Source organism: Bacillus sp. TH13, from assembly GCF_016651175.1.
Taxonomy (GTDB): Bacteria; Bacillota; Bacilli; order Bacillales; family Bacillaceae_G; genus Bacillus_A; species Bacillus_A thuringiensis_S.
This window is the reverse complement of the sequence record NZ_JAEKEJ010000025.1, coordinates 2,421,138-2,441,564: the sequence shown is the minus strand read 5'-3', so window position 1 is coordinate 2,441,564 and position 20,427 is coordinate 2,421,138. Positions and strand designations below refer to the sequence as shown.

Genomic DNA, 20,427 nt, shown 5'->3' with positions numbered 1-20,427 from the left:
AAATAACTATTTTGTTTGATTTATTTGCTATTTCTCTTTCGATATTCACATTCTTGCTTTGCAAAAAAATCTTTAATTGCATTTTCCCAATACGTACACATCATTCTTCATCTCCTTCTAAAAATAGATCATCTGGCTTTTTATCTTTGTAATCATAGAATTCAAATTTAATAGTGCAGCCTTTTCCGTTCATCATCTTTACTACCTGAAACATATCATTCATCTTCTGCTGTGCTTCATCTAAAGAATAGTTTTCAAATTCTCCATCCATCATCACTAATTTGTGCACTCTACATTCCCCTTTAATTTTTCTATTTATTTTTTCTACTAATCCTGTCATTAGACCGATAATCCAACCTAATAAAAATATGAACGTATATCCCACTGCACCACCTACCTTCCGACCAAATAACGCTTTTGTTTAGTTACGTTAATGATTCAGTCGCTATTCTGTTCACATCTTTAACAATGGCATTTTCTACTCCATTCGTTATTCCTTTTATCAAATTTAACGATTCCTGATATTTTTCATTGCGTATTTCGTACTCTTTACACCCCTTTGATGCTTGATCTAAATTCCACACGCAATTTAAACGATAATTATTTATGTCATAAGCTAAACTGAGTAATTCATTTAAGTCAGATAAGCTTACCTCGACTAAGGTTTTTCCACCCTCAAATCGAGATTTCCCAGTAGACAGTTTCTCTTTGATTAAATCAATCTTTTTCTCCATTTCACACAGCCCCATTTCTTAATAAAATTCAAATTTTGTCTTACTTTAATAAACCTGAACCTACATTTTTTCTCTATGCTGATTTAAGATAGTCTCTAATGCAATTGCTGTTCCCTCATTCGCGATCCATTGACCACGATAGTAACCTGATAAACCTAAATCTCCAGAATCATACGCTTTGTCTGATTCCTTTCTATTTTCTAACGCTGATTGTTGCAATTGATTTATATATTCCTTGATTACTTCCTTCATTATCTTCAGCTCCTTTTTTAATTCTTTCCGTGTCTCACAATCGATTTCTTGAATCGTACTGAGGCATTTTTTCCAGTTCTAATTACTGGTGTTGTTACAGCCTTTTCTATATCCCACTTTCTAGTAATTACTCTTGTCATAAACGTGCTATAGCCAATTCCATTGGGCTTCGCCCGTTCTAACCACACTTTTCCCAAGCCTTTTCTTTTTAGAGCTGGTTTCGTAGAGGCCTCTTGATATCCCCAACCACTATTTAATCTACTGTAAAATGTAGCAGCGTTTATACCATTCGCCTCAGCTATTCTACGCCATTTCGTGTGCACTCCCTCAAACCTGTTATGTCTGACGCTTCTCGGCGTTGCTGTTAACGCTTCTTCTAGATCCCATTCCGCTTCATAAACACGATAATGTAGCGTCTTCCTACTAATTCCATTAGATAAAGCCTTTGCATATTCTTCATCGGTTAACCATCGATTCAAAGCCGCCATCATTCTCCCTCCTAATCGAGTGCTAAAAATTCTGTTCTAGTACGATTCGAATGAGTTATCATAATCTTCTGAATTTCTTTCCCGTGCTCTTCTATAGCTGCATTCCAAGCTTCAATTTCAGTTTTGGCATCAAAACAATCCATTTTTTGTCGTTCTTCTTTATCGTAAAAATGTACTTCAAAGCTTGGATTCAAAAATTTTTCACTGGTACTTATAGCTTTGTAGCAAAAACTGCCTATCACATCATCAATAGTTAATTGCTTCATAATCGTATCCCCAGTTATTTAATTTTTTCTGTGACCGTAGTTGATATGCGATCAACTTTTCCACCCTGCCACGTAATAATTTGTTCTCCAAATCCAGTTGCTGGAGGATTTAGCGGCGTAACTTCACCATTTTTAACTACATAAATTTTATTATCAGTAACGTCAATTTCGACTTTCGTAGACTTCATATAAGTGAAATCCTCCTTTTTCTTATTAGCTAACTTTTTGTTGTTGATTGCCTTGTAACTCTTTTTTCATTGATTCGAATTTTATTAACCATGCTTGCCAGCGTCTATCGTTTTCTTCTTGCTGTTGCTTTGCTACTTCACAGTTACACCCTTCCGTTAGAGTTACACCCGGATAGATTTCTTTACGAATAATTCCTTTATCACGACATAATACACACATACTTATTCCCCCTTTATTAGAATCTTTTCCCACTCAAACCTACTATTTTGGTATAATCTCCCTTGAAGGGAGGGAAGTTTAATGAAAGATATTGTATTTACTTTAGAATTTGATGATGATTCCGCTAACTCACGTGCCAACGATTATTTAGCAAAAGGTTGGACTTTATTACATGTTGGCACGAAAGTAATTGATCTCTACAATGAGCAAACATACTACAACACCGCCTATGTTGTAGGTGCTAATCAAGACCAATATGATGTGTATAAAAAAGAGTTAGAAGAAGATCAATTCGAATTATTTTAAGACTTTTTGAACGCATTATGAATTACGCTTTTGTAAAGCTCTTCATCAGCTAGATGAAGGGCCTTATTTACCTCCACATAACTCAACTCACTTTTTAAGCATTCTTCTTTAATTTTCATCAATAAATTTTCTGTACTTTTTTTAAGTTCTTCTCTTTTAATACTTGTTGGCATTCCATCCGTTAATTGAATTTTTTTCATTTTTTATTCCTCCTTATTAGAAACCTAAATTTGCAAGCCTTTGATCCGGTGTTGTAAATTTCAAAACCTTTGAATCACCTAATAAACGACTAACTGTTTTAGCATCGTATTTATTAAAAAGTTGTTTTCCAGTAAAGTTTGTTGTGGTAAATGTACTCATTCCTTGTCTAGCATTTGATACTGCATATAAAAGACGTTGAATGAAATCAGATGCCTGTCTATTTGAATCCGTCGATCCACTTTCTGCCCCAAGATCATCTAATACCACAAAATCAGCTTGTCCAATTAGTTGAACGAAATATTGTAGTGTGTATTTACTGCTCTTATCATCGAAAGAATCCATAATCATCCTTGTTATTGCTTCTAATTCAACGTACAAGCAACTTTTCATAAGGTGATAATTTTCTTCTCCCTGACTGATATCCCAGAAATATTGATTTAATTCATGAAGCATACTGTATGCTAGGAAACTTTTCGCCGTCCCTTGATTTCCTGTAAATACAACTTTTCTAATTTCCCCGTTCTTTAAATCCTCCAAAGTCTCTTCTACAGCCTTCTTGTGACTAATCGTTTCATCACAATCGATTCTGTAATCAGATAATCTCGAAAGAGGAATTTTCTTATTTGTAATAACGCTTGCCTTTTCCAACATGTTAAATTTCTGTAAACGGCTAATCTTCTTATAATGAGCATTAGCTTGTTCTTCCAAAACTTTGTTGTTTTGTTCAACTACACATCTAGGGCAAACAACTTGCCCTTTATATTCAATCATTTGAACTGGCTTAATAATTTTTTGTCCACCTATTTCATATGAGTGATTTATACATTGATCAGAATGGTAATTCACCTTCAATTCCAGGGATTCTGCCAGCTTTTTCATTGGTGTTGCCATTTCTATTCGCTCCTTTTTTACCTTTGTTTTTAAACTCTATTTCCGCTGCATTAACATCAGCTAAAGTACGAATATTTTTGTTAACCCATTGTTTTAAAATGCCCTCAGCATAATTCCATTTCTTTTGCTGTTTCAAAGCACGTTCCATAGCTGCCTGTACAAGTTCTTCGCTTGTATCGTTTACCCATTGCGAAATACTTTCGGCTATGAATGAATTTAAAATACCGAAATTATTTTCGTAGAAAGAGAAGATTCTACTACTACTTACATTCTCTGTAGTACTCTTTGTAGTAATCTCTGTATTTGTCTTTACTTTGAAGTTAGGAGACTCCTTACTTGTAAGTGAAGAGGGTCTTGATTTAGAAGTAACCACCCTATTTACTTCTAAGTAACCAGGGTCTTCTTTTATTTGTTGATACATACTAGAAATTTTCCTTATTTCTGTTGGTACAGGTTCCACAAACATTACGTTATTCAAAATTTTCCCATCAGCGTTAATAGTCCTAAACTCGATTTTGACAAGTAGCATATCAGTTAATAAATCACATGCTCTTTTCACTTGTAATTTTGTAAATCCAAAAGTATCAGCTAACTGTTGATAATTTTTTTGCAACTTGTCTGCTTTAAATTTTTTCTTGTAAGTTACTTTCCCATCTATTTCATCTCGAATTACTGTAGGGCGATACCAATAAACGATTTCACTCAATACCATAATCGCTACAATGTGAGGCTTACCATTACTAAAAGTGATGTAATTAAACCATTCATGATCTACCACATTACCTTTGAAATTTAAACTACCAATTTCAGTTACTACGTTTGACATAAATATTTACCTCCTTGTACAAACCGCCACATATGCTTGTCCACTTTTGATAATTCGTTGAATTTCATAATGTGGATAACCAACTTTGAAATACTTTTCAATCACCTTCTTTAATTCATCCTTGTTCTCTGCTAAGTCCCAGAACTTATTAGGTAATAGCACTTGATATTCAATTAAATCCATGTACTATTTCCCTACTTTCCGTGGTATACTTATAACAAATTGTTTTTCTTAAAGGACCCACTGCCATGGGTCTTTTTATTTTGTTTTATATCACTCCAAGCCCATTGTTTTATTGGCTCATAAGTGATGTAAAACAACCATGAACCACATCCTATTAACAATGCTAATATTGCTAATGATGTTGTATCTTCCGTCATGCTGACACCCCCTTTTCTAACCAATTAAAGAATGCATCCCTTGGAACCACCTTCTTACGCCCGATTTTCACTAACGGGAATCCTTTTTGATCCATAATTTCGTAAGCTGTCCTTTTCGCTACTCCCAATATTTCTTCTAAGTGTGTTACGTTTAACATAATTGGATAATCTGTACTATCACTAGTAACTGGAATACTATCTAACTTTTCTGCAGTTGTTTGCCTTTCATCTTCTTTATTGAATTGAAGTAACTCAATAGCCTCCCAAAACTCTTCATCCTTCCAACCCTTTTGAGCTGAAAACTTTGTAATTGCCAACGCGATTTGAACTGTAGAATTTTTCATTTTTTTATATCTCCCTTTCTTTTTATAAAATTTTAATTTTATCTATTAAGAAATATAATCATCTAAAATATTTGGCCGCTCAGATGGATACCATCCTGCGATAAATCGCATAGCATTTTGATAATATTTTCGTGGGATTTTATCGTATTTAGCTACACCGAAATGTCTTTTTAGCGCCCCATAGATTCCTTGATACGATGCATTATCATAACCTTCTTCTTTTAGTTCAAATACACGACGTTTTACTTTTCGTTGCACAGCTTCCTTGTTTTGCTCAGTAAGCCAAATCTCATTATCTACAAGATGTTTCACTTTATTCATTTCTTCTTCAGCTTGATCCTGACGTAATTTAAGTTGTTTTAGTTCTGTCATGCTGTGTATCACTGCATCTTCAATACTAATTGGTTGTTGCTGAATTTTTTGGATATGTTCTTTCATCCGTTTGAATTCATTTAGAAACTTAATTTTCATTTTCATTGCCTCTGGCGTTATGTAGCTCATTGCAACAATCGCAAATGCATCTTCTGTAAGATTGAACTTTGGATACCATTGTTTATTTTGATAATGCTGGTATTGGGTGTGCTCAAAGTTGAGCTGCCCCCATTCAGTTTCATTTGCTTCATTCAATTTTTCTAACTGGACCTCAACATCTCGAATTACATTTTTATGTTCTTTTCCAAACATTTGAGCCATCGTTAAACTATCTGTAACCACTTGATTTCCTTCCATAAAAACAAACTCACTTACTGGATGTTGCACATCATGTAATTGATTCATTTTTTCCTCCTTTATTTAAATGATAAATTTTTTATCATTAAATGCCGAAAAATAATCAGGAAACAATTCTTTAACACTTATGTTAAATACATCCTGATACTTAACCATTATATCTGGTCTTGGTATATATCCACCTTCAATCTTTCGAACATAAACCGTTGATATACCAATCTTTTCAGCTAATTGCCTTTGTGTGAATTTCATCTTTTTTCTTTCGTTTCTCAAGATGTTATTCATTTAACCACCTTCCATTTCAACTCGCGTTTCTTTGTTGACTTCAGTATAAATGATAATTTTTTTATCGTCAACAGATTTTATAAATTTTTTATCATTTTTACAAAAAAGGGTTTAAAGTGATAAAAATTGTATCTATAATATAATTAAGGATTTACTGAGAGGGGAAAATTTAAAATGACTTTTGGAGAAAAACTAAAACAACTGAGGGGCAAGCGTACACAAGGCGATGTAGCTAACCTGTTAAACATATCAAGAGCAACATACTCACACTTAGAAAATAACAGAATTGAACCTAGTATGACTGTATTGAACTCCATTGCAGATCTTTTTTGTGTTTCAACCGATTACTTATTAGGAAGATCTTCAGACCCACGTTTAACTGAACAACAAGATAAGAAAGCTGATGAAATGGCTAGAAGATTTATGGAATTGGTAGCTGACCTACCTAAAGAAGAACAAGAAAACGCATGGAAACAAGCGGCCATGTACGTGAATTTCACTAAAAATCAAAAATAATGTACATCATAAAAGAAGCTAACTACTCAGTTAGCTTCTTTTAATTTCTCTTCTTCATATGTATGAGAAGTGATTGCTTCTAAAATCTCTTCTGGGTTAGTTCCCTTGTTTTCTAAAAGCCACTTCACCATTAATTCTTTTGCTATTTTCTCTTTAATCATTTCAAATTCCCCCTACATCCCTTTAATAATTGTATTTTTTTGGGATTAATTCTGTTTTTATAAATTCTACAAAAAACAGAATATCTCCAGAAACCACGAATGCGACCACCCTTTGAAGGATGATCGCATTCTTTATATCATATATTTAATATCCAAGTATTACCAGCCACCTGGGTCCTGAGAATATAAAGCTATAGTTTGTTTAGCTTCTGTTTCCGTTTGTTTTTTTGCTCATTTGGCACATTAGAAGAGTTTAATAAAAATCCTCCTAATATAGCTAACATAGGTATAATCTTTAAAAGTTTTTTCAATTGTAATTCACCTACCTTTAATGATAATTATACCATTTTTTCAAGATAAGCCCAAGTATTGTTTTGGTATTTGGGCATAAAAATGATCACCTTTAGAGATCATAATATCTAAAGCTTCTTTCATTATCGTAATTCTATCACTTTCATTATCTTGTGCTAAAGCTAAGTAAACAGTTTGTATTCCAGACAGGAATCCATTTTTTTCCTTTAACTTGATTAACATTAATTTACCTTCTTGTTTATATCCTTGTTTTATTTTTAAAAAGGCAATTTCAGCTTCATCTATTTCAACAATGGAAAATAACTCTTTCATGTTATAAATCTTCAAAAATGCTATATTTCGAAGAATCATTTCTCTTTTCTCTTTAATACCATGAAAATCACCTAAACCGCTCAAAGTTTCATATGCCTTAAGAAGATACTGTTTAGATGTTTCATAATTATTAGAATCCAATATATAAGATTCTCCTAATTTAAAGTAAGCAATAGCTTTAGGTAAAATGAAAAATGAATTTTTTTCACATTCATCTAATATCTCATAACATAGCTTACGCGCTTTTTCGATTTCATTATTACGAAGACTCAATACAGCATGAGCTTCTTTATATCTTACACCAAGTGTACTTTGAAAAAAATTATTGGTAATTGCTAAAATATTCGAATCAATTTCAGACATTTTCTCAGCAATTAATTCATGGTTTCCTGATTGATATAATGTTTGACAGAGTATTAAATCTACTAATGTTTTCATTTCTGTACATGTTGTTTTTTTATTTTTCTCTCTCATTAGATTATAAAATTCTAATAGCTTTATATCTTTAGTAAATCTTTGATGAATAAGTTCATAAATTGTTGAAAATTCCTTATTAAGGGATGTTTTGGAATTCCCCTCTTCATCCACCAGGATTTTCAATGTACCAAAATCACCCTTTAAAGTTAAATATTCCATAATTTCTCGCTTGCTTTTAGGTTTAGGATTAGCAGCTCTCATATATTCACATACAAATTTTCTCTCTGTTTTAGTACCTCGATTTAATAAGGATAGCGATTTAGTAAGGTAAGAAAAACGCATTTTTCTTTTACCTTTAAAAATCGCTGTAACACCACTTGGAGAAATTCCCCATGACAAGGCAAGTTGCGTGTTATTAATTCCAGCAGAGTACAATTCTTTCTTTAAAACATTAAGAAAATCATTCATTTCATTTGTCCTCCTTATGGACAAAAAGACACGTAAACCCCATTTTGTTACATATAAAGGAAAACGCGCCACTGTTAATCTAAGATGTGTTATAATTATGTAAGAGATCCGCGACAATGTTCCCTAGTCAGGTAGGGGCAGTGTAAGAAAGTGTTCCTAGCACTACTTACACCGTGGGTCTTTTTTACGTCCGTTTTATTATTATTATTATCATAATATCACAAAAATTAGTAAATTCAGTCATATAGTTATCAGACAATTATTGAGAAAGTCGAGAAACTGTTCTGTAACAACGTTTTTTATGTTCAACAGAATGAAATATGCAATTTTACATAACACCAAACAAATTCCCTATATGAATATTTTACCACCAAACAAACGTTTGTCTATATATTTTTTAAAAGTTTGTAAAAATACCGATTACAAAATTAAAGGTCAGGATATCGACCAATTATGGTATAGTAATAAGGCGATTATTATACTCAAACTATGAAAACTACAGTCGGACAAAACATTAAACGTTTACGTAGGTCTTTTGATTTAACGCAAGAGCAATTATCTGAGCGAACAGGTTTATCACGCGGACAAATCAAGAATTGGGAAACCGACCGTCATGAACCTGACCTTGAAAGTTTAAAGATACTTGCATCGTATTTTAACACATCCACAGACACTCTTCTTAATTTTGAGAACAGAAAAGAAGATGCGTTATTGGAATTATTATTCAATGATATCCAAAGAGCTTATGAGGAGCTTGATGGGCGTCAACAAGGTCGTTTTGCAAAACAGGTTTCATTATACGTGAAAATGTTACAAAACAATAAAGACATACTATGATTTGATTTCATCATAAAAGAAATCATTTCCAATTTCAAATTGTAAAATATTCATCTTTTTACAATTTGAGTAAGAGGGCAATTTGCTCTCTTTTTTTATTTGTCCATTCGACATAATATGACAATGACTTGATATTAAATTTGATATGCTGACCTTGGAAATCTTATATTTTATTTAATTGGAGGATATTCATTATGAAGAAACAGTTCTATAAACATTGGTGGTTTTGGCTAGTGGCTATTCTTGTTATAGTTATCTTTATAAATATCGTTGCAAATAATAGTAAAATTAAATCTGTCAGCCAAGACGCTAAAGTAAATGAATCTGATGAAGAAGTAAGCAAAATTATAGATGCTGGAAATTACAGATTACATAACGCGGATAACGAAACACGATTTATTTATTATGATGACGCTTCATTTAGTGACAACTTTGATGGATTTAAATTCACACTAAATCCACTTGCCGTTTCTAACAAGATGAAAACTGATAATGGGACCGATGTAGGATCTGTAGGAACTGCATTTGTAATTGACAATACTTCCAAATCAAAATTTATCTTTGATACAAATAAAATTAAAGTTTCAACCAGTCAAGACAACATACTTAGAATACCAGTTAAAGGGAATTTTATTAATCAAACCGAATTTATGCCTGGAGATAAAATAACAGATCCTACTAAAGGAGTTATTTCATTCTTTGATTCTTCCCAAAGAAATTTAGAATCTATTCAATGGGTAATATTCTCATTTGAGATTTCAAAAAAAGATGATAATAACAAAACTCTGAAAACAAAGCAATACCATATTAAATTTAATATAAATAACCATTACAATGACCCGAATTCAGAGAAGAAAAATACTAGTTCCACATTATCTAGCAAAGGGAATCGTTCTAATCCGATACCTATTAATGAAGTAGCAACAATTAATGATTTAATCCTAAATAGTGATGGTGGCACCTTCAAAAAATTTAATACAAAAGTAGAATTATCCATACTTGAAGTTATTCGAGGCGATCAAGCTTATCAAATATTAAAAAAAGAAAATCAATTCAATAAACCTGCACCTGAAGGAAAAGAATGGGCATTAGTAAAGGTTAAAGGAAAAGTTGTTGATTCAGAAACTCAAGATTATGAATACTTCTTATCTGACATGAATGTAAATTTAGTCTCCAATGATGGTCGAGTATACAATCGCGAATTATCTGCCGTTACTCCTAATCAATTACATCAAAAATTATATAAAGGCGCTGAGGGAGAAGGATACATTTCACAAGTAGTTGATGTTGGGGATGATTTCAAAATTCAATTTAACACTCATGACAGTAAGAAAATATTCTTTAATTCTAAATAACTTTTAACAACATATTGATTTGATTCATATTTCTCAACAAACTGTATAGATAAATATGGTAAAATTATATTTGCGAGATACATATTATTAAAATTAAAGTGGTTATCAAGTCGTATGAGGGCACCTTAGGGTGTCTTTTTTTTGTTAAAATACTGATTTTATTGAATAACATTAAACATACAACTTACAACATAATAATTCAACACTCCTATTATTAAACTCAAGCTGGTTTAAGTTCGTGGAAGAAGGTACTTTATAGGTACCTTTTCTTTTTTGTACATATAGAAAGAATGCCACTAAAAACTACTAACATCGTATTTATAAAACATTATTTTGTAAGACAAAATCGAGAAAAATTGGTAGACTTAGTATAATAGCTGTCAAATAACTGAAAGGAAACATAGTATGGGGAAAAAGGTTATATTGAATTTCGATGAATCAGGCAATATGGGGCGAAAAGGTAGATATTTTACTATTGCTTGTGTAGAGATGGAAAGCTCTACAAAACCCTTAACTAACGTTATGAAAAGAGCAGTATTGAAAACAAAAAAGACCTTTTCAGAATATCAAAATGTAAACGAAGTTAAGGCAAGTGATTCTACGCCAATAATAAAAGATTATATCTTACAGAAAATAGCCTCCAAAGATATAAAGATAAGGTATATAGTTGCAGATTTACTGCATGTAAAACAAGAATTAAAAGATGATGAGAATTTACTTTATAATTATTTGTTGCAATTTGTCATTTTAGGTGTAGTAAAAGGACAATCAGAATCTCTAAGCGAATTGGAAATAAATCTTGATAAGAGAACTATTAAGGTAAAGTCTACAAATTCTTTCGCAGAATATATTAAGACCAAATTAAATTACGAAATGGATTTAGGATTGAAAATTTCAGTTAATTATATTGAATCCCAAAATTCTTATGCCATTCAAGCTGCTGATTTTGTAGCAAATGCAATTAGTACAAAATATGAATACCAATATTGTTACTATTATGACCTATTAACAGAAAAAATTGAGCAAAGTGAAAAATTCCCAAGAGTAAATTTTGGTCGAGAAAAAATTATATAATGCTAAATAATATTGAATCAAGATTGTTTACAAAAATATATAAATGCGGTATATTATAAGCAACAATATAACTTAAGTGCGCGTAAACCCTCTAATTACGTGTAACAACATCTTATACATAAACTACCTGTAGTGGTAGTCGTGTTAAAGGTAGCGCACTACCCATTGACTACAAGAGACCTGCATAAACAAGGTCTTTTTTGCATATAATAAGACTGACAGTGTAAACCCTGTAAAAACGTGCGCAAAGACAAGGCGCATAAACTATTTGTAAAATAGTCGTTTTATGGGTAGCTGTCATTAAAAAACAAAAAACGGAAAAACCCTACATATACAATGTATTTAATTTATAATTCATCACAAAGGCACTCATTTGAGTGCCTTTTCTCTTTCTAATACTGGAATTATTTATGTCATTGAAATACTATTAATCCAAGGAGGTATGAATGATGAAAGGATATTTTAGAAAACGTGGTGAAAAGTGGTCATTTACAATTGATATTGGACGCGATCCGCTCACAGGTAAAAGAAAACAAAAAACAGTATCAGGCTTTAAAACAAAGAAAGAAGCCGAAAGAGCATGTAATGAGCTTATTCATCAATTTAATACCGGGAGTCTAGTTGATGATAAAAATCTTACTCTTAGTGAATATTTACAGGAGTGGCTTGAAAACACAGCTAAACAACGAGTGAGAGATACTACATTTATCAATTATAGACGAGCTGTGAACAGTAGGATTATTCCTGTAATTGGTTCGCACAAACTGAAAGATTTAAAACCTCTACATGGACAACGATTTGTCAAATCACTAATCGATGAAGAATTATCTCCTAAATATATTGAATATATTTTTATCGTTTTAAAAGGGGCATTAGAAGATGCTGTTAAATGGGAACTTTTATATAAAAACCCGTTTGAACATGTAGAAATCCCTCGTCCACGAAAAGTGGTCAATAATACGTGGTCAATTGAGGAGACAAAAACATTCTTAACATATGCTAAATTTGACAATCCTATTTACTATCATTTATTTTTACTTGCACTTAATACTGGCATGCGTAGAGGTGAATTACTAGGTTTAAAGTGGAAAAATGTAGATTTAGTTGAAGGTAAGATCAGTGTGACGGAAACTCTAATTTACGATGAATTAGGATTTCGATTTACAGAACCAAAAACATCGGGTTCTAAACGATTAATTTCCATTGACCAAAGCTTATGTAAAGAGTTGAAAAGTTATAAAGCAAAACAAAATGAGTTTAAATTAGCTATCGGTAAAGCTTATGAAGATAATGACTTAGTTTTCAGTAGAGAAGATGGTCGACCAATCTATCCAAGAACACTAACTACTGTCTTTGAAAGGTTTATAAAAACAGCACAAGTGCCTAAAATTAGATTCCATGACTTACGACATACTCATGCTACACTTCTTCTTAAATTAGGTATTAATCCGAAAATCGTAAGCGAACGATTAGGACATAATTCCATTAAGACCACATTGGACACCTATAGTCACGTTACGTTAGATATGCAAGAAAGTGCCACTATAGCACTAAGTGAGGCGTTAAAATCATAAAAAAATTGTTGATGTGGTCAAATTGTGGTCAACCCCATCAACAATTACTATCAAACCCCTATATATTAAGCTTTAACCAAGCTACACACTCCACATGCGTCGTATGCGGGAACATATCAACAGGTTGTACTTCCTGTGTTTTATATCCGCCTTCTTCTAATACTTTTAAGTCACGCGCTAATGTTGCTGGGTTACATGATACGTATACGACGCGGTTTGGCTTCATGTCAATGATTGTGTTTAGTAATGCTTCGTCACAGCCTTTACGCGGTGGGTCTACGACCATTGTGTCAGCAATTACGCCTTCTTTGTACCATTTTGGAATGACTACTTCTGCTTCTCCTACGCCAAATTCAGCGTTTGTCATGTTGTTTAGTGCTGCATTTCGGTTTGCGTCTTCAATTGCTTCTGGAACGATTTCAACGCCGTACACTTTTTTCGCTTTTTGCGCTAGGAATAACGAGATTGATCCGATTCCGCAATAGGCATCGATTATTGTTTCGTTACCATTTAATTTTGCGTATTCTAACGTTTTATCGTATAGCACTTTCGTTTGTTCTGGGTTTACTTGATAGAATGAACGTGCTGAAATCGCAAATTTAATGTCACCGATAAAGTCATAAATATATTCTGATCCGTACAGTACTGTCGTTTTATCTCCGAAAATTACATTCGTACGCTTCGTATTTACGTTTTGAACAATCGATTTTACTTCTGGGAATTTCGCTGCAATTTCTTCAATAATTGCTTTTTTGTTTGGTAGTTCTGCTGTACGTGTAATGAAGACAAGCATAATTTCCCCTGTTACTTGTCCGTAACGAGCCATTACGTGACGAAGTGTTCCTTTGTTACGCTCTTCGTTGTACGCAGTGATACCGTGCTTTTCACAAATACGTTTTACTTCTTGAATTAATGTATCGTTTTCTTCTGCCTGAATTAAGCATGATTCCATATTAATGATGTCATGCGTTCCTTGACGATAGAAACCAGCTACAAGCCCACCTTCACGTTCTCCGATTGGTACTTGTGCTTTATTGCGGTATACCCACGGGTTCTTCATACCAAGTACAGGATGAACAGGAACATCGCCTAGTCCTCCGATGCGCTGCATAACGTCACGTACTTGCTTTTCTTTCGCCTGTAATTGTCCTTCATAAGTTAAGTGCTGAAGCTGACAACCGCCGCACTGGTTATATACCGGGCACTCTGCATCTTTACGATATGGACTTTCTGTATGAAGCTTCATTAAACGACCAAATGCAAAGTTTTTCTTCACTTTAATAATTTTAATTTGCGCTTCTTCACCTGGTAATCCGTTTTTAACGAAAATAGGATAGCCCTTTACTTTCGCAACACCGGCACCATCATGTGTTAAATCTTCAAATACTACATCTATAAACTCGTTTTTCTCAACTGGTGGCGTCATTTTAGTACTCATTTTCCGACCTCTCTTTTTCATAACACTGCGTTACATTTTATCATACTTATATGGTCTTTTTCTATTGGAAGAAAAAAAGCTATTGACGATACTTCTCTGTTAATGTTACGCTACTACTAATTTAATACGGACGATGTTACCTCATATATACTTGATAATATGGATCGAGAGTTTCTACCCGGCAACCTTAAATTGCTGGACTATGGGGAAAACTAATGAATATTAGCCTATGCGTAAAAAAGGACTCATATTGATTAGCTTTCTCTCATAGATGAAAGTGAATCCATATGGGTCTTTTTTTATTTTTATTTTTCTAAAAGGTCAGACATCTTACGTATGACATAAAACCTCGTTCTTTTATTTTTAGTAATATAACGAACGTTTTATGTACAAACTTTATACGAACTTCTGAAAGGGGCAACTACATGCAATATGTAATGAGCATTATCGGTATTCTTGCCGTGTTAGGTTTATGTTTTGCTTTGTCAAACAACAAAAGTAAAATCAACTTCCGTGCAATTGCAATTATGATTGGTTTCCAAATTTTAATCGGTTGGTTTATGTTTGCTACAAAGATTGGTCAACAAATCATTATTTTCATTAGTAAAGTTTTCAACAAACTAATTAAACTTGGTACGACAGGTGTCGATTTTCTCTTTAATGGAATTCACAGAGATTTTGTCTTTTTCTTAAACGTATTATTAATTATCGTATTTTTCTCAGCACTACTTTCAATCTTTAGTTATTTAGGTGTTTTACCATTCATCGTTCGTGTTGTCGGCGGTGCAATTTCAAAAATTACTGGTTTGCCACGCGTTGAGTCATTCCACGCAGTAAACTCTGTATTCTTCGGTTCAAGTGAAGCGTTAATCGTCATTAAAAACGATTTACAGCATTTCAATAAAAATCGTATGTTTATCATTTGTTGTTCTGCGATGAGCTCCGTTTCTGCTTCTGTTACAGCATCATACGTAATGATGTTAGATGCAAAATACGTACTAGCAGCTCTTCCGCTAAACTTATTCTCAAGCTTAATCGTTTGTTCGTTATTAACACCAGTTGATACGAAAAAAGAAGATGAAGTGATTCAAAAATTTGATAGAACTCTATTCGGAGACAGCTTTATCGGCGCAATGATTAACGGTGCGCTTGATGGTTTAAAAGTAGCTGGTATCGTCGCCGCATTAATGATCGCCTTTATCGGTGTGATGGAAGTTGTAAACTACGTAATTAGTGCAGCTTCAGGCGCAATGGGACATGCTGTTACTTTACAACAAATCTTCGGTTACGTACTTTCTCCATTCGCATTCTTAATGGGTATTCCAACTCAAGATATTATCCCAGCTGGTGGTATTATGGGTACGAAGATTGTTTTAAACGAGTTTGTAGCAATCCTTGATTTAAAAGACACAGCTACAACATTAGCTCCACGTACAGTTGGAATCGTTACAGTATTCTTAATTAGCTTCGCAAGTATTAGCCAAATTGGTGCAATCGTTGGTACAATCCGTGCCCTTTCTGAAAAACAAGGAAGCGTTGTTTCTAAATTTGGTTGGAAAATGCTATTTGCATCAACACTTGCTTCTATTTTATCTGCAACAATCGCTGGATTGTTTATTTAATAAAAAATCACCTTACTTTAACGAGTAAGGTGATTTTTTTGATTCTTTATGAAATCGAACGGAATTCGACTACTTCCTCGTTACTAATAAGTTTTCCTTCGTGTATGCCTTTTACTGAAATAACCATAACAGATTTATCTTCTCCTTCAAGCTTTCCTAAAGAGAATAAATAGATTAAATTTTCTTTTTGTAACATCCATTGTTTGCCATTTACTCGACCTAATATTCTTTTTTCTGAAGATGGCTTTATTTCTCCAACATACTGACATTCTCCAAAAGAAGTTTTTATTATATTCTTCTCTGTATCAATTACTAGATGCTGGAATAGTTCTAGGTTTCTACTTGAAACAATTTCAATTTCATGGTTACTTTTTTGCTTAAATTGAAGTTTTCCATCACTTGTATTAGATAAACTACTATTCTCAACGGCGTTTCTAAAAAAGTTATATTCTTCTTCTGTAATACCAAAGTTAGGATGATACGGCTTCACCTGTTTATCTATATGCCCTGATATATAGTTTACGTACCACTCTTTATCATTCTTTACATGATCACTCATCTTTTTAGTAATAACCTCTACTTTTTTACGTGTATCACGATCCATCTCTAGTGTCATAATATCCGCCGTCACTTCCGCATTCATAAGATGCGATGGAATATACTCTTCCACACTATTTGCTTTACTCACTTCACTTTGACAACCAACTATAAATAGCGATATGAAAAAGATATATATTATTTTTTTATATTTCATTTCTATTCTCCACTCCATACATTATTCTTACTTAGTTTTATAGCGGTTTTTATTATAGTATAAAATCTTTATATTTTAATAAAATCCATATCTGTATGCAAAATTGCATATCAATAAGTCTTCTTCTTACTTTAAAATTAGCTTAAATTACTTTCCAAATTATACAAATAACAAGTCTAAAATGTTATAATTTTCAAAAAACATTGGAGGATATTATGAAAGCCCACGCAATTTTCGATTTCTTACATTTACTAGTCTTAACCCTAAAAAGCTATTATGTATGGGGAATGCCTATCTATGTCTTTATTATTCCTCTTATCTTTGTAGTCGGTTATATTATTATTAATTCTAATAAGAAACAAAAAAATACATCTATTCAAAGTCACTAATCTATTACCTTAATAGCCTCCTAAAAATCATATTCCCCTCATTTTCTTCAAATGATATGATGAACAAGGGTATATCCCCACCACTCTTATAGCGGTGGGGATTTTAATGTCAATATGCAACATACTACACAATAGAAGGTGATTTTCATGAGAAAATACGCAGCAATTGCTTTATGTACGTCTGCCATTCTAGCAGGCTGTAATACTAACAATGTAAGTCCAGAACCTAAAAAAGAGAAAACGGCTCAAGGGATTAAGAAACAAGAAGAGACTGTGCAAGAACAAGGTAAAGTCTCATATAATGCAATTACACACGAATCTACAAACACAAGTATTCATATTACAGACATAAAAGATTCTTTAAATGAAGTACAATATAAAATTTGGCGCACAGCTGATGGAAAGGAACGTGCTAAACCTTTTTCTTCTAAAGAAAAGGAGGAACAATTTACACTTCCTTTTGATATCAAGGAATTTGAAGGAAAACGCGGTGAGTTCCAAATTGAAGCAACAGGAATGAAGGAAGATGGGGAAACAATCCCGCTTACGAAATCTACTATTACTTTCGAACAAAAGGTTCCTGTTCTTATGTATCACGCAATTGATGATTATCATGGTCAAGGTATTAAAGACTTATTCGTATCACCAGCTAACTTTGAAGCACAAATGAAACATTTAAAGGACAATGGTTATACGCTGTTAACGTTTGAACGCTGGGGCGATATAAATAAAGTAAATAAGCCGATTTTCGTTACATTTGATGACGGTATGAAAAATAATATGAATGCATTTCGCGTTTTACAAAAGCTAAAAGATGATACTTTTAAACCGGCAGCAACAGAATATATGATTGTTGATAACGTTGATGTAGAAGGAGCATTGTCTACTTCTGAAATAAAAGAAATGGTTGATTCCGGCATTTTCTCAGTACAATCTCATACTGCAACACATGCAGACTTGCCGAAAATTACAAACTATGAGGAAGAGTTAAAAGGTTCAAAAGAAAAGCTAGAAAAAATAACAGGTAAGCCTGTTATGGCGATTGCTTATCCATTCGGTCATGTAGATGATAAGGTTGTTGCAGAAACGAAGAAGTATTATCAATTTGCGACGACGACAAAGCCTGGGCAATTCATTACGAAGGGTGAACCTGATGAATTGTTAAAGATGAAGCGCGTTCGTATACACCATACAACGACTGTAGAGCAGTTTGCTTCTTCAATTAAGTAAATGTAAGAGCTCAATACATTTTGAGCTCTCTTTTTACTTTATATTTATATATATTTTTAGAATTTTCTTGTATTATATATAGTAAGAAATCTTTCAAATTAAAGGAGATTATACATATGTCATTTGAACAAACGTTAGAGAAATATGCTGCTCTTGCAGTTAATGTTGGTGTTAATATTCAACCTGGACAAACTTTATCAATTAGTGCACCTCTTGAAGCTGTACAATTTGTACGCCTCGTTACAGAGAAAGCATATAAATCTGGTGCAAAACACGTATATGTGGATTGGAATGATGAGACGTTAACACGCTTAAAGTTCGATCTAGCTCCTGAAGAAGCTTTCTCTGAATTCCCTTCTTGGAAAGCACATGCTCGTGAAGAATTAGCAAAAGAAGGCGCTGCATTTATGTCTATCTATGCAGAAAACCCTGATTTATTAAAAGGTGTAGAAGCAACACGTATCGCAACAGCTCATAAAGTAGCTGGAGAAGCGATGAAAGTATACCGTGATTACGTACAAGCCGATAAAGTAAGCTGGTGTGTAATTTCTGTTCCTACGAAAGAATGGGCTGCGAAAGTATTCCCTGACGTAGCGCCAGAAGAACAAGAAGCAAAGTTATGGGATGCTATTTTCAAAGCTACTCGCGCTGATTTAGAAAATCCTGTAGAAGCATGGAAAGAACATGATGAAACATTACATACAAAAGTGGATTACTTAAACGAAAAGCATTATAAAGCTCTTCACTATACAGGTCCTGGAACAGATTTAACAATCGAACTTCCAGAAAAACATGTATGGGCTGGTGCTGGTAGCTTAAATGAAAAGAACGTACCATTTATGGCTAATATTCCAACTGAAGAAGTATTTACAATGCCACTTAAAACAGGTGTAAACGGCCAAGTTTCTAGTACAAAACCGTTAGTATTTGCAGGTAATATTATCGATAATTTCACGTTAACATTTGAAAACGGACGTATCGTAGACTATAAAGCTGAAGCTGGTGAAGAAGCTTTAAAACATTTAGTAGAAACAGATGAAGGTTCTCACTTCTTAGGAGAAGTAGCTTTAGTACCTCATGACTCACCAATTTCAAACACAAATGTTTTATTCTACAATACACTATTTGACGAAAATGCATCTTGCCACCTTGCAATCGGAAATGCTTATGCATTTAACTTAGTTGGCGGAAAAACAATGTCTAAAGAAGAACTTGCTGAAAACGGCGCAAACGCTAGTATTACACACAACGACTTCATGATTGGATCCGCTGAGCTTGATATCGATGGTATTACAGCTGATGGCAGACATGAGCCTATCTTCCGTAAAGGTAACTGGGCGTTTTAATAAAGTGAAACTTTAATCAGCCCTCACCAATTGGACTTTTACGGGCAGCCCGATCCCCCACCTAACTTCTTTGCTTTCGCTGAATTTTGAGGTAGGGGTCTTACTGCCCGGAAAATAGCGGGATAAAATTAAAAGGCTATCTTCCACACAGGAAGATAGCCTTTTATGATGCCGATGAAACCTTAAGACCAATGACACCCAAAACAATAAAAAGAATACAAAATGCTTGGAATAAGCTAATGTGCTCTTTAAAAAAATACACACTAATAATTGTAATAAGTAATGTTCCAACGCCAGACCAAATTGCATAAGCAATACTTAAATGAATCTTTTTAACAACGATAGCAAATACACTAAAACAAATACCATAGAATACAAAAATCAGTACACTCGGAACGAGCTTTGTTAAACCATTTGATAGTTTCATTGCGATTGTTCCAGCTACTTCAAAAATAATTGTAACAAATAATAATAGCCAATATACCATACTAGAATCTCCTTCTCTGTTACCT

The 20,427-nt window shown here is 33.3% G+C and carries 28 protein-coding genes, 1 pseudogene and 1 riboswitch; of the genes and pseudogenes, 9 read left to right on the top strand and 20 right to left on the bottom strand.

Annotation, left to right across the window (positions count from 1 at the left end):
- Nucleotides 1–100: 100 nt before the first annotated feature.
- From JFU02_RS21125 to JFU02_RS21095, 7 genes are read right to left on the bottom strand one after another with little or no spacing between them, the layout of a single operon-like run.
- Complete coding sequence (locus tag JFU02_RS21125; RefSeq protein WP_201071574.1) at nucleotides 101–385, bottom strand: hypothetical protein; 285 nt, start codon at nucleotides 383–385, stop codon at nucleotides 101–103.
- 40 nt (nucleotides 386–425) lie between these two features.
- Nucleotides 426–734 (bottom strand): hypothetical protein, encoded by a 309-nt coding sequence (locus JFU02_RS21120; protein ID WP_201071572.1) that lies wholly within the window; start codon nucleotides 732–734, stop codon nucleotides 426–428.
- Nucleotides 735–794: 60 nt separating this feature from the next.
- The gene (locus tag JFU02_RS21115; RefSeq protein ID WP_000665839.1) at nucleotides 795–986 is read right to left on the bottom strand and encodes a hypothetical protein; all 192 of its coding nucleotides are present in this window, start codon (nucleotides 984–986) and stop codon (nucleotides 795–797) included.
- A gap of 17 nt (nucleotides 987–1,003) precedes the next feature.
- Nucleotides 1,004–1,477: a nucleoside permease gene (locus tag JFU02_RS21110; protein ID WP_201071570.1), complete on the bottom strand. Its 474-nt coding sequence runs from the start codon at nucleotides 1,475–1,477 to the stop codon at nucleotides 1,004–1,006.
- An 8-nt stretch (nucleotides 1,478–1,485) separates the two neighbouring features.
- Nucleotides 1,486–1,740, bottom strand: a complete 255-nt coding sequence (locus JFU02_RS21105) for a hypothetical protein (RefSeq protein ID WP_000811852.1) — start codon at nucleotides 1,738–1,740, stop codon at nucleotides 1,486–1,488.
- 14 nt (nucleotides 1,741–1,754) lie between these two features.
- On the bottom strand, nucleotides 1,755–1,928 hold the full coding sequence (locus tag JFU02_RS21100) for a DUF3954 domain-containing protein (RefSeq protein ID WP_000843209.1): 174 nt from the start codon (nucleotides 1,926–1,928) through the stop codon (nucleotides 1,755–1,757).
- Nucleotides 1,929–1,953: 25 nt separating this feature from the next.
- Complete coding sequence (locus JFU02_RS21095) at nucleotides 1,954–2,148, bottom strand: hypothetical protein (RefSeq protein ID WP_000337985.1); 195 nt, start codon at nucleotides 2,146–2,148, stop codon at nucleotides 1,954–1,956.
- An 81-nt stretch (nucleotides 2,149–2,229) separates the two neighbouring features.
- Between JFU02_RS21095 and JFU02_RS21090 the strand changes: the two genes are divergently transcribed.
- Entirely contained in the window at nucleotides 2,230–2,454 is a 225-nt protein-coding gene (locus tag JFU02_RS21090) for a hypothetical protein (RefSeq protein WP_201071567.1), read from the top strand.
- On the opposite strand, the gene JFU02_RS21085 is transcribed toward JFU02_RS21090, so the two are convergent.
- The 8 genes from JFU02_RS21085 to JFU02_RS21050 are packed head-to-tail and all read right to left on the bottom strand — an operon-like array spanning nucleotide 2,451 to nucleotide 6,110.
- Complete coding sequence (locus tag JFU02_RS21085) at nucleotides 2,451–2,654, bottom strand: hypothetical protein (protein WP_000723770.1); 204 nt, start codon at nucleotides 2,652–2,654, stop codon at nucleotides 2,451–2,453. The genes JFU02_RS21090 and JFU02_RS21085 overlap by 4 nt on opposite strands.
- Nucleotides 2,655–2,670: 16 nt before the next feature.
- On the bottom strand, nucleotides 2,671–3,546 hold the full coding sequence (locus JFU02_RS21080) for an ATP-binding protein (RefSeq protein WP_201071565.1): 876 nt from the start codon (nucleotides 3,544–3,546) through the stop codon (nucleotides 2,671–2,673).
- Nucleotides 3,485–4,372, bottom strand: coding sequence for a DnaD domain-containing protein (locus JFU02_RS21075; RefSeq protein ID WP_201071563.1), 888 nt, complete (start codon nucleotides 4,370–4,372; stop codon nucleotides 3,485–3,487). Before JFU02_RS21075 ends, JFU02_RS21080 begins: the two co-directional genes overlap by 62 nt.
- A 6-nt stretch (nucleotides 4,373–4,378) precedes the next feature.
- Nucleotides 4,379–4,555, bottom strand: coding sequence for a hypothetical protein (locus tag JFU02_RS21070; RefSeq protein WP_016111345.1), 177 nt, complete (start codon nucleotides 4,553–4,555; stop codon nucleotides 4,379–4,381).
- 29 nt (nucleotides 4,556–4,584) lie between these two features.
- Nucleotides 4,585–4,752, bottom strand: coding sequence for a hypothetical protein (locus JFU02_RS21065; RefSeq protein ID WP_016111344.1), 168 nt, complete (start codon nucleotides 4,750–4,752; stop codon nucleotides 4,585–4,587).
- On the bottom strand, nucleotides 4,749–5,096 hold the full coding sequence (locus JFU02_RS21060; protein ID WP_201071561.1) for a helix-turn-helix domain-containing protein: 348 nt from the start codon (nucleotides 5,094–5,096) through the stop codon (nucleotides 4,749–4,751). The genes JFU02_RS21065 and JFU02_RS21060 overlap by 4 nt, the downstream gene beginning before the upstream one ends.
- Nucleotides 5,097–5,141: 45 nt before the next feature.
- Entirely contained in the window at nucleotides 5,142–5,873 is a 732-nt protein-coding gene (locus JFU02_RS21055) for a Rha family transcriptional regulator (protein WP_046945304.1), read from the bottom strand.
- 15 nt (nucleotides 5,874–5,888) lie between these two features.
- A complete protein-coding gene (locus JFU02_RS21050) occupies nucleotides 5,889–6,110 on the bottom strand; it encodes a helix-turn-helix domain-containing protein (protein ID WP_046945305.1) in 222 nt (73 codons plus the stop codon).
- A gap of 174 nt (nucleotides 6,111–6,284) precedes the next feature.
- On the opposite strand from JFU02_RS21050, the gene JFU02_RS21045 reads away from it, so the two are divergent.
- On the top strand, nucleotides 6,285–6,626 hold the full coding sequence (locus JFU02_RS21045; protein WP_046945306.1) for a helix-turn-helix domain-containing protein: 342 nt from the start codon (nucleotides 6,285–6,287) through the stop codon (nucleotides 6,624–6,626).
- Between the two features lie 26 nt (nucleotides 6,627–6,652).
- On the opposite strand, the gene JFU02_RS32495 is transcribed toward JFU02_RS21045, so the two are convergent.
- Together JFU02_RS32495 and JFU02_RS21040 are read right to left on the bottom strand one after the other, a co-directional pair.
- Nucleotides 6,653–6,787 carry a hypothetical protein gene (locus JFU02_RS32495; RefSeq protein ID WP_080345667.1) on the bottom strand — a complete coding sequence of 45 codons (135 nt, stop codon included), beginning with the start codon at nucleotides 6,785–6,787 and terminating at the stop codon, nucleotides 6,653–6,655.
- A gap of 351 nt (nucleotides 6,788–7,138) precedes the next feature.
- Complete coding sequence (locus JFU02_RS21040) at nucleotides 7,139–8,296, bottom strand: AimR family lysis-lysogeny pheromone receptor (RefSeq protein WP_201071559.1); 1,158 nt, start codon at nucleotides 8,294–8,296, stop codon at nucleotides 7,139–7,141.
- Between the two features lie 489 nt (nucleotides 8,297–8,785).
- Here JFU02_RS21040 and JFU02_RS21035 point away from each other — a divergent pair, with 489 nt between their 5' ends.
- The 4 genes and pseudogenes from JFU02_RS21035 to JFU02_RS21020 all read left to right on the top strand — a co-directional run bounded on the left by JFU02_RS21035 (nucleotide 8,786) and on the right by JFU02_RS21020 (nucleotide 13,136).
- On the top strand, nucleotides 8,786–9,133 hold the full coding sequence (locus JFU02_RS21035; RefSeq protein ID WP_046945621.1) for a helix-turn-helix transcriptional regulator: 348 nt from the start codon (nucleotides 8,786–8,788) through the stop codon (nucleotides 9,131–9,133).
- An 860-nt stretch (nucleotides 9,134–9,993) separates the two neighbouring features.
- A pseudogene (locus JFU02_RS32630) lies at nucleotides 9,994–10,488 on the top strand (hypothetical protein); the annotation flags it as partial.
- Between the two features lie 405 nt (nucleotides 10,489–10,893).
- The gene (locus JFU02_RS21025; RefSeq protein ID WP_201071558.1) at nucleotides 10,894–11,562 is read left to right on the top strand and encodes a DUF3800 domain-containing protein; all 669 of its coding nucleotides are present in this window, start codon (nucleotides 10,894–10,896) and stop codon (nucleotides 11,560–11,562) included.
- Nucleotides 11,563–12,011: 449 nt separating this feature from the next.
- Nucleotides 12,012–13,136 carry a tyrosine-type recombinase/integrase gene (locus tag JFU02_RS21020; protein ID WP_201072165.1) on the top strand — a complete coding sequence of 375 codons (1,125 nt, stop codon included), beginning with the start codon at nucleotides 12,012–12,014 and terminating at the stop codon, nucleotides 13,134–13,136.
- Nucleotides 13,137–13,194: 58 nt separating this feature from the next.
- On the opposite strand, the gene rlmD is transcribed toward JFU02_RS21020, so the two are convergent.
- A complete protein-coding gene (gene rlmD, locus JFU02_RS21015) occupies nucleotides 13,195–14,574 on the bottom strand; it encodes a 23S rRNA (uracil(1939)-C(5))-methyltransferase RlmD (RefSeq protein WP_201071557.1) in 1,380 nt (459 codons plus the stop codon).
- A gap of 121 nt (nucleotides 14,575–14,695) precedes the next feature.
- Nucleotides 14,696–14,797, top strand: a riboswitch (purine riboswitch).
- Between the two features lie 202 nt (nucleotides 14,798–14,999).
- On the opposite strand from rlmD, the gene JFU02_RS21010 reads away from it, so the two are divergent.
- Nucleotides 15,000–16,196: a NupC/NupG family nucleoside CNT transporter gene (locus tag JFU02_RS21010; RefSeq protein WP_001200491.1), complete on the top strand. Its 1,197-nt coding sequence runs from the start codon at nucleotides 15,000–15,002 to the stop codon at nucleotides 16,194–16,196.
- Between the two features lie 46 nt (nucleotides 16,197–16,242).
- On the opposite strand, the gene JFU02_RS21005 is transcribed toward JFU02_RS21010, so the two are convergent.
- The gene (locus tag JFU02_RS21005; RefSeq protein ID WP_000875605.1) at nucleotides 16,243–16,950 is read right to left on the bottom strand and encodes a hypothetical protein; all 708 of its coding nucleotides are present in this window, start codon (nucleotides 16,948–16,950) and stop codon (nucleotides 16,243–16,245) included.
- Between the two features lie 536 nt (nucleotides 16,951–17,486).
- Between JFU02_RS21005 and JFU02_RS21000 the strand changes: the two genes are divergently transcribed.
- Both JFU02_RS21000 and JFU02_RS20995 read left to right on the top strand, forming a co-directional pair.
- A complete protein-coding gene (locus JFU02_RS21000; RefSeq protein WP_086406720.1) occupies nucleotides 17,487–18,569 on the top strand; it encodes a polysaccharide deacetylase family protein in 1,083 nt (360 codons plus the stop codon).
- Between the two features lie 116 nt (nucleotides 18,570–18,685).
- Nucleotides 18,686–19,915, top strand: coding sequence for an aminopeptidase (locus tag JFU02_RS20995; RefSeq protein ID WP_000007372.1), 1,230 nt, complete (start codon nucleotides 18,686–18,688; stop codon nucleotides 19,913–19,915).
- Between the two features lie 163 nt (nucleotides 19,916–20,078).
- On the opposite strand, the gene JFU02_RS20990 is transcribed toward JFU02_RS20995, so the two are convergent.
- Nucleotides 20,079–20,402, bottom strand: a complete 324-nt coding sequence (locus tag JFU02_RS20990) for a DMT family transporter (RefSeq protein WP_201071555.1) — start codon at nucleotides 20,400–20,402, stop codon at nucleotides 20,079–20,081.
- Nucleotides 20,403–20,427: the final 25 nt, after the last annotated feature.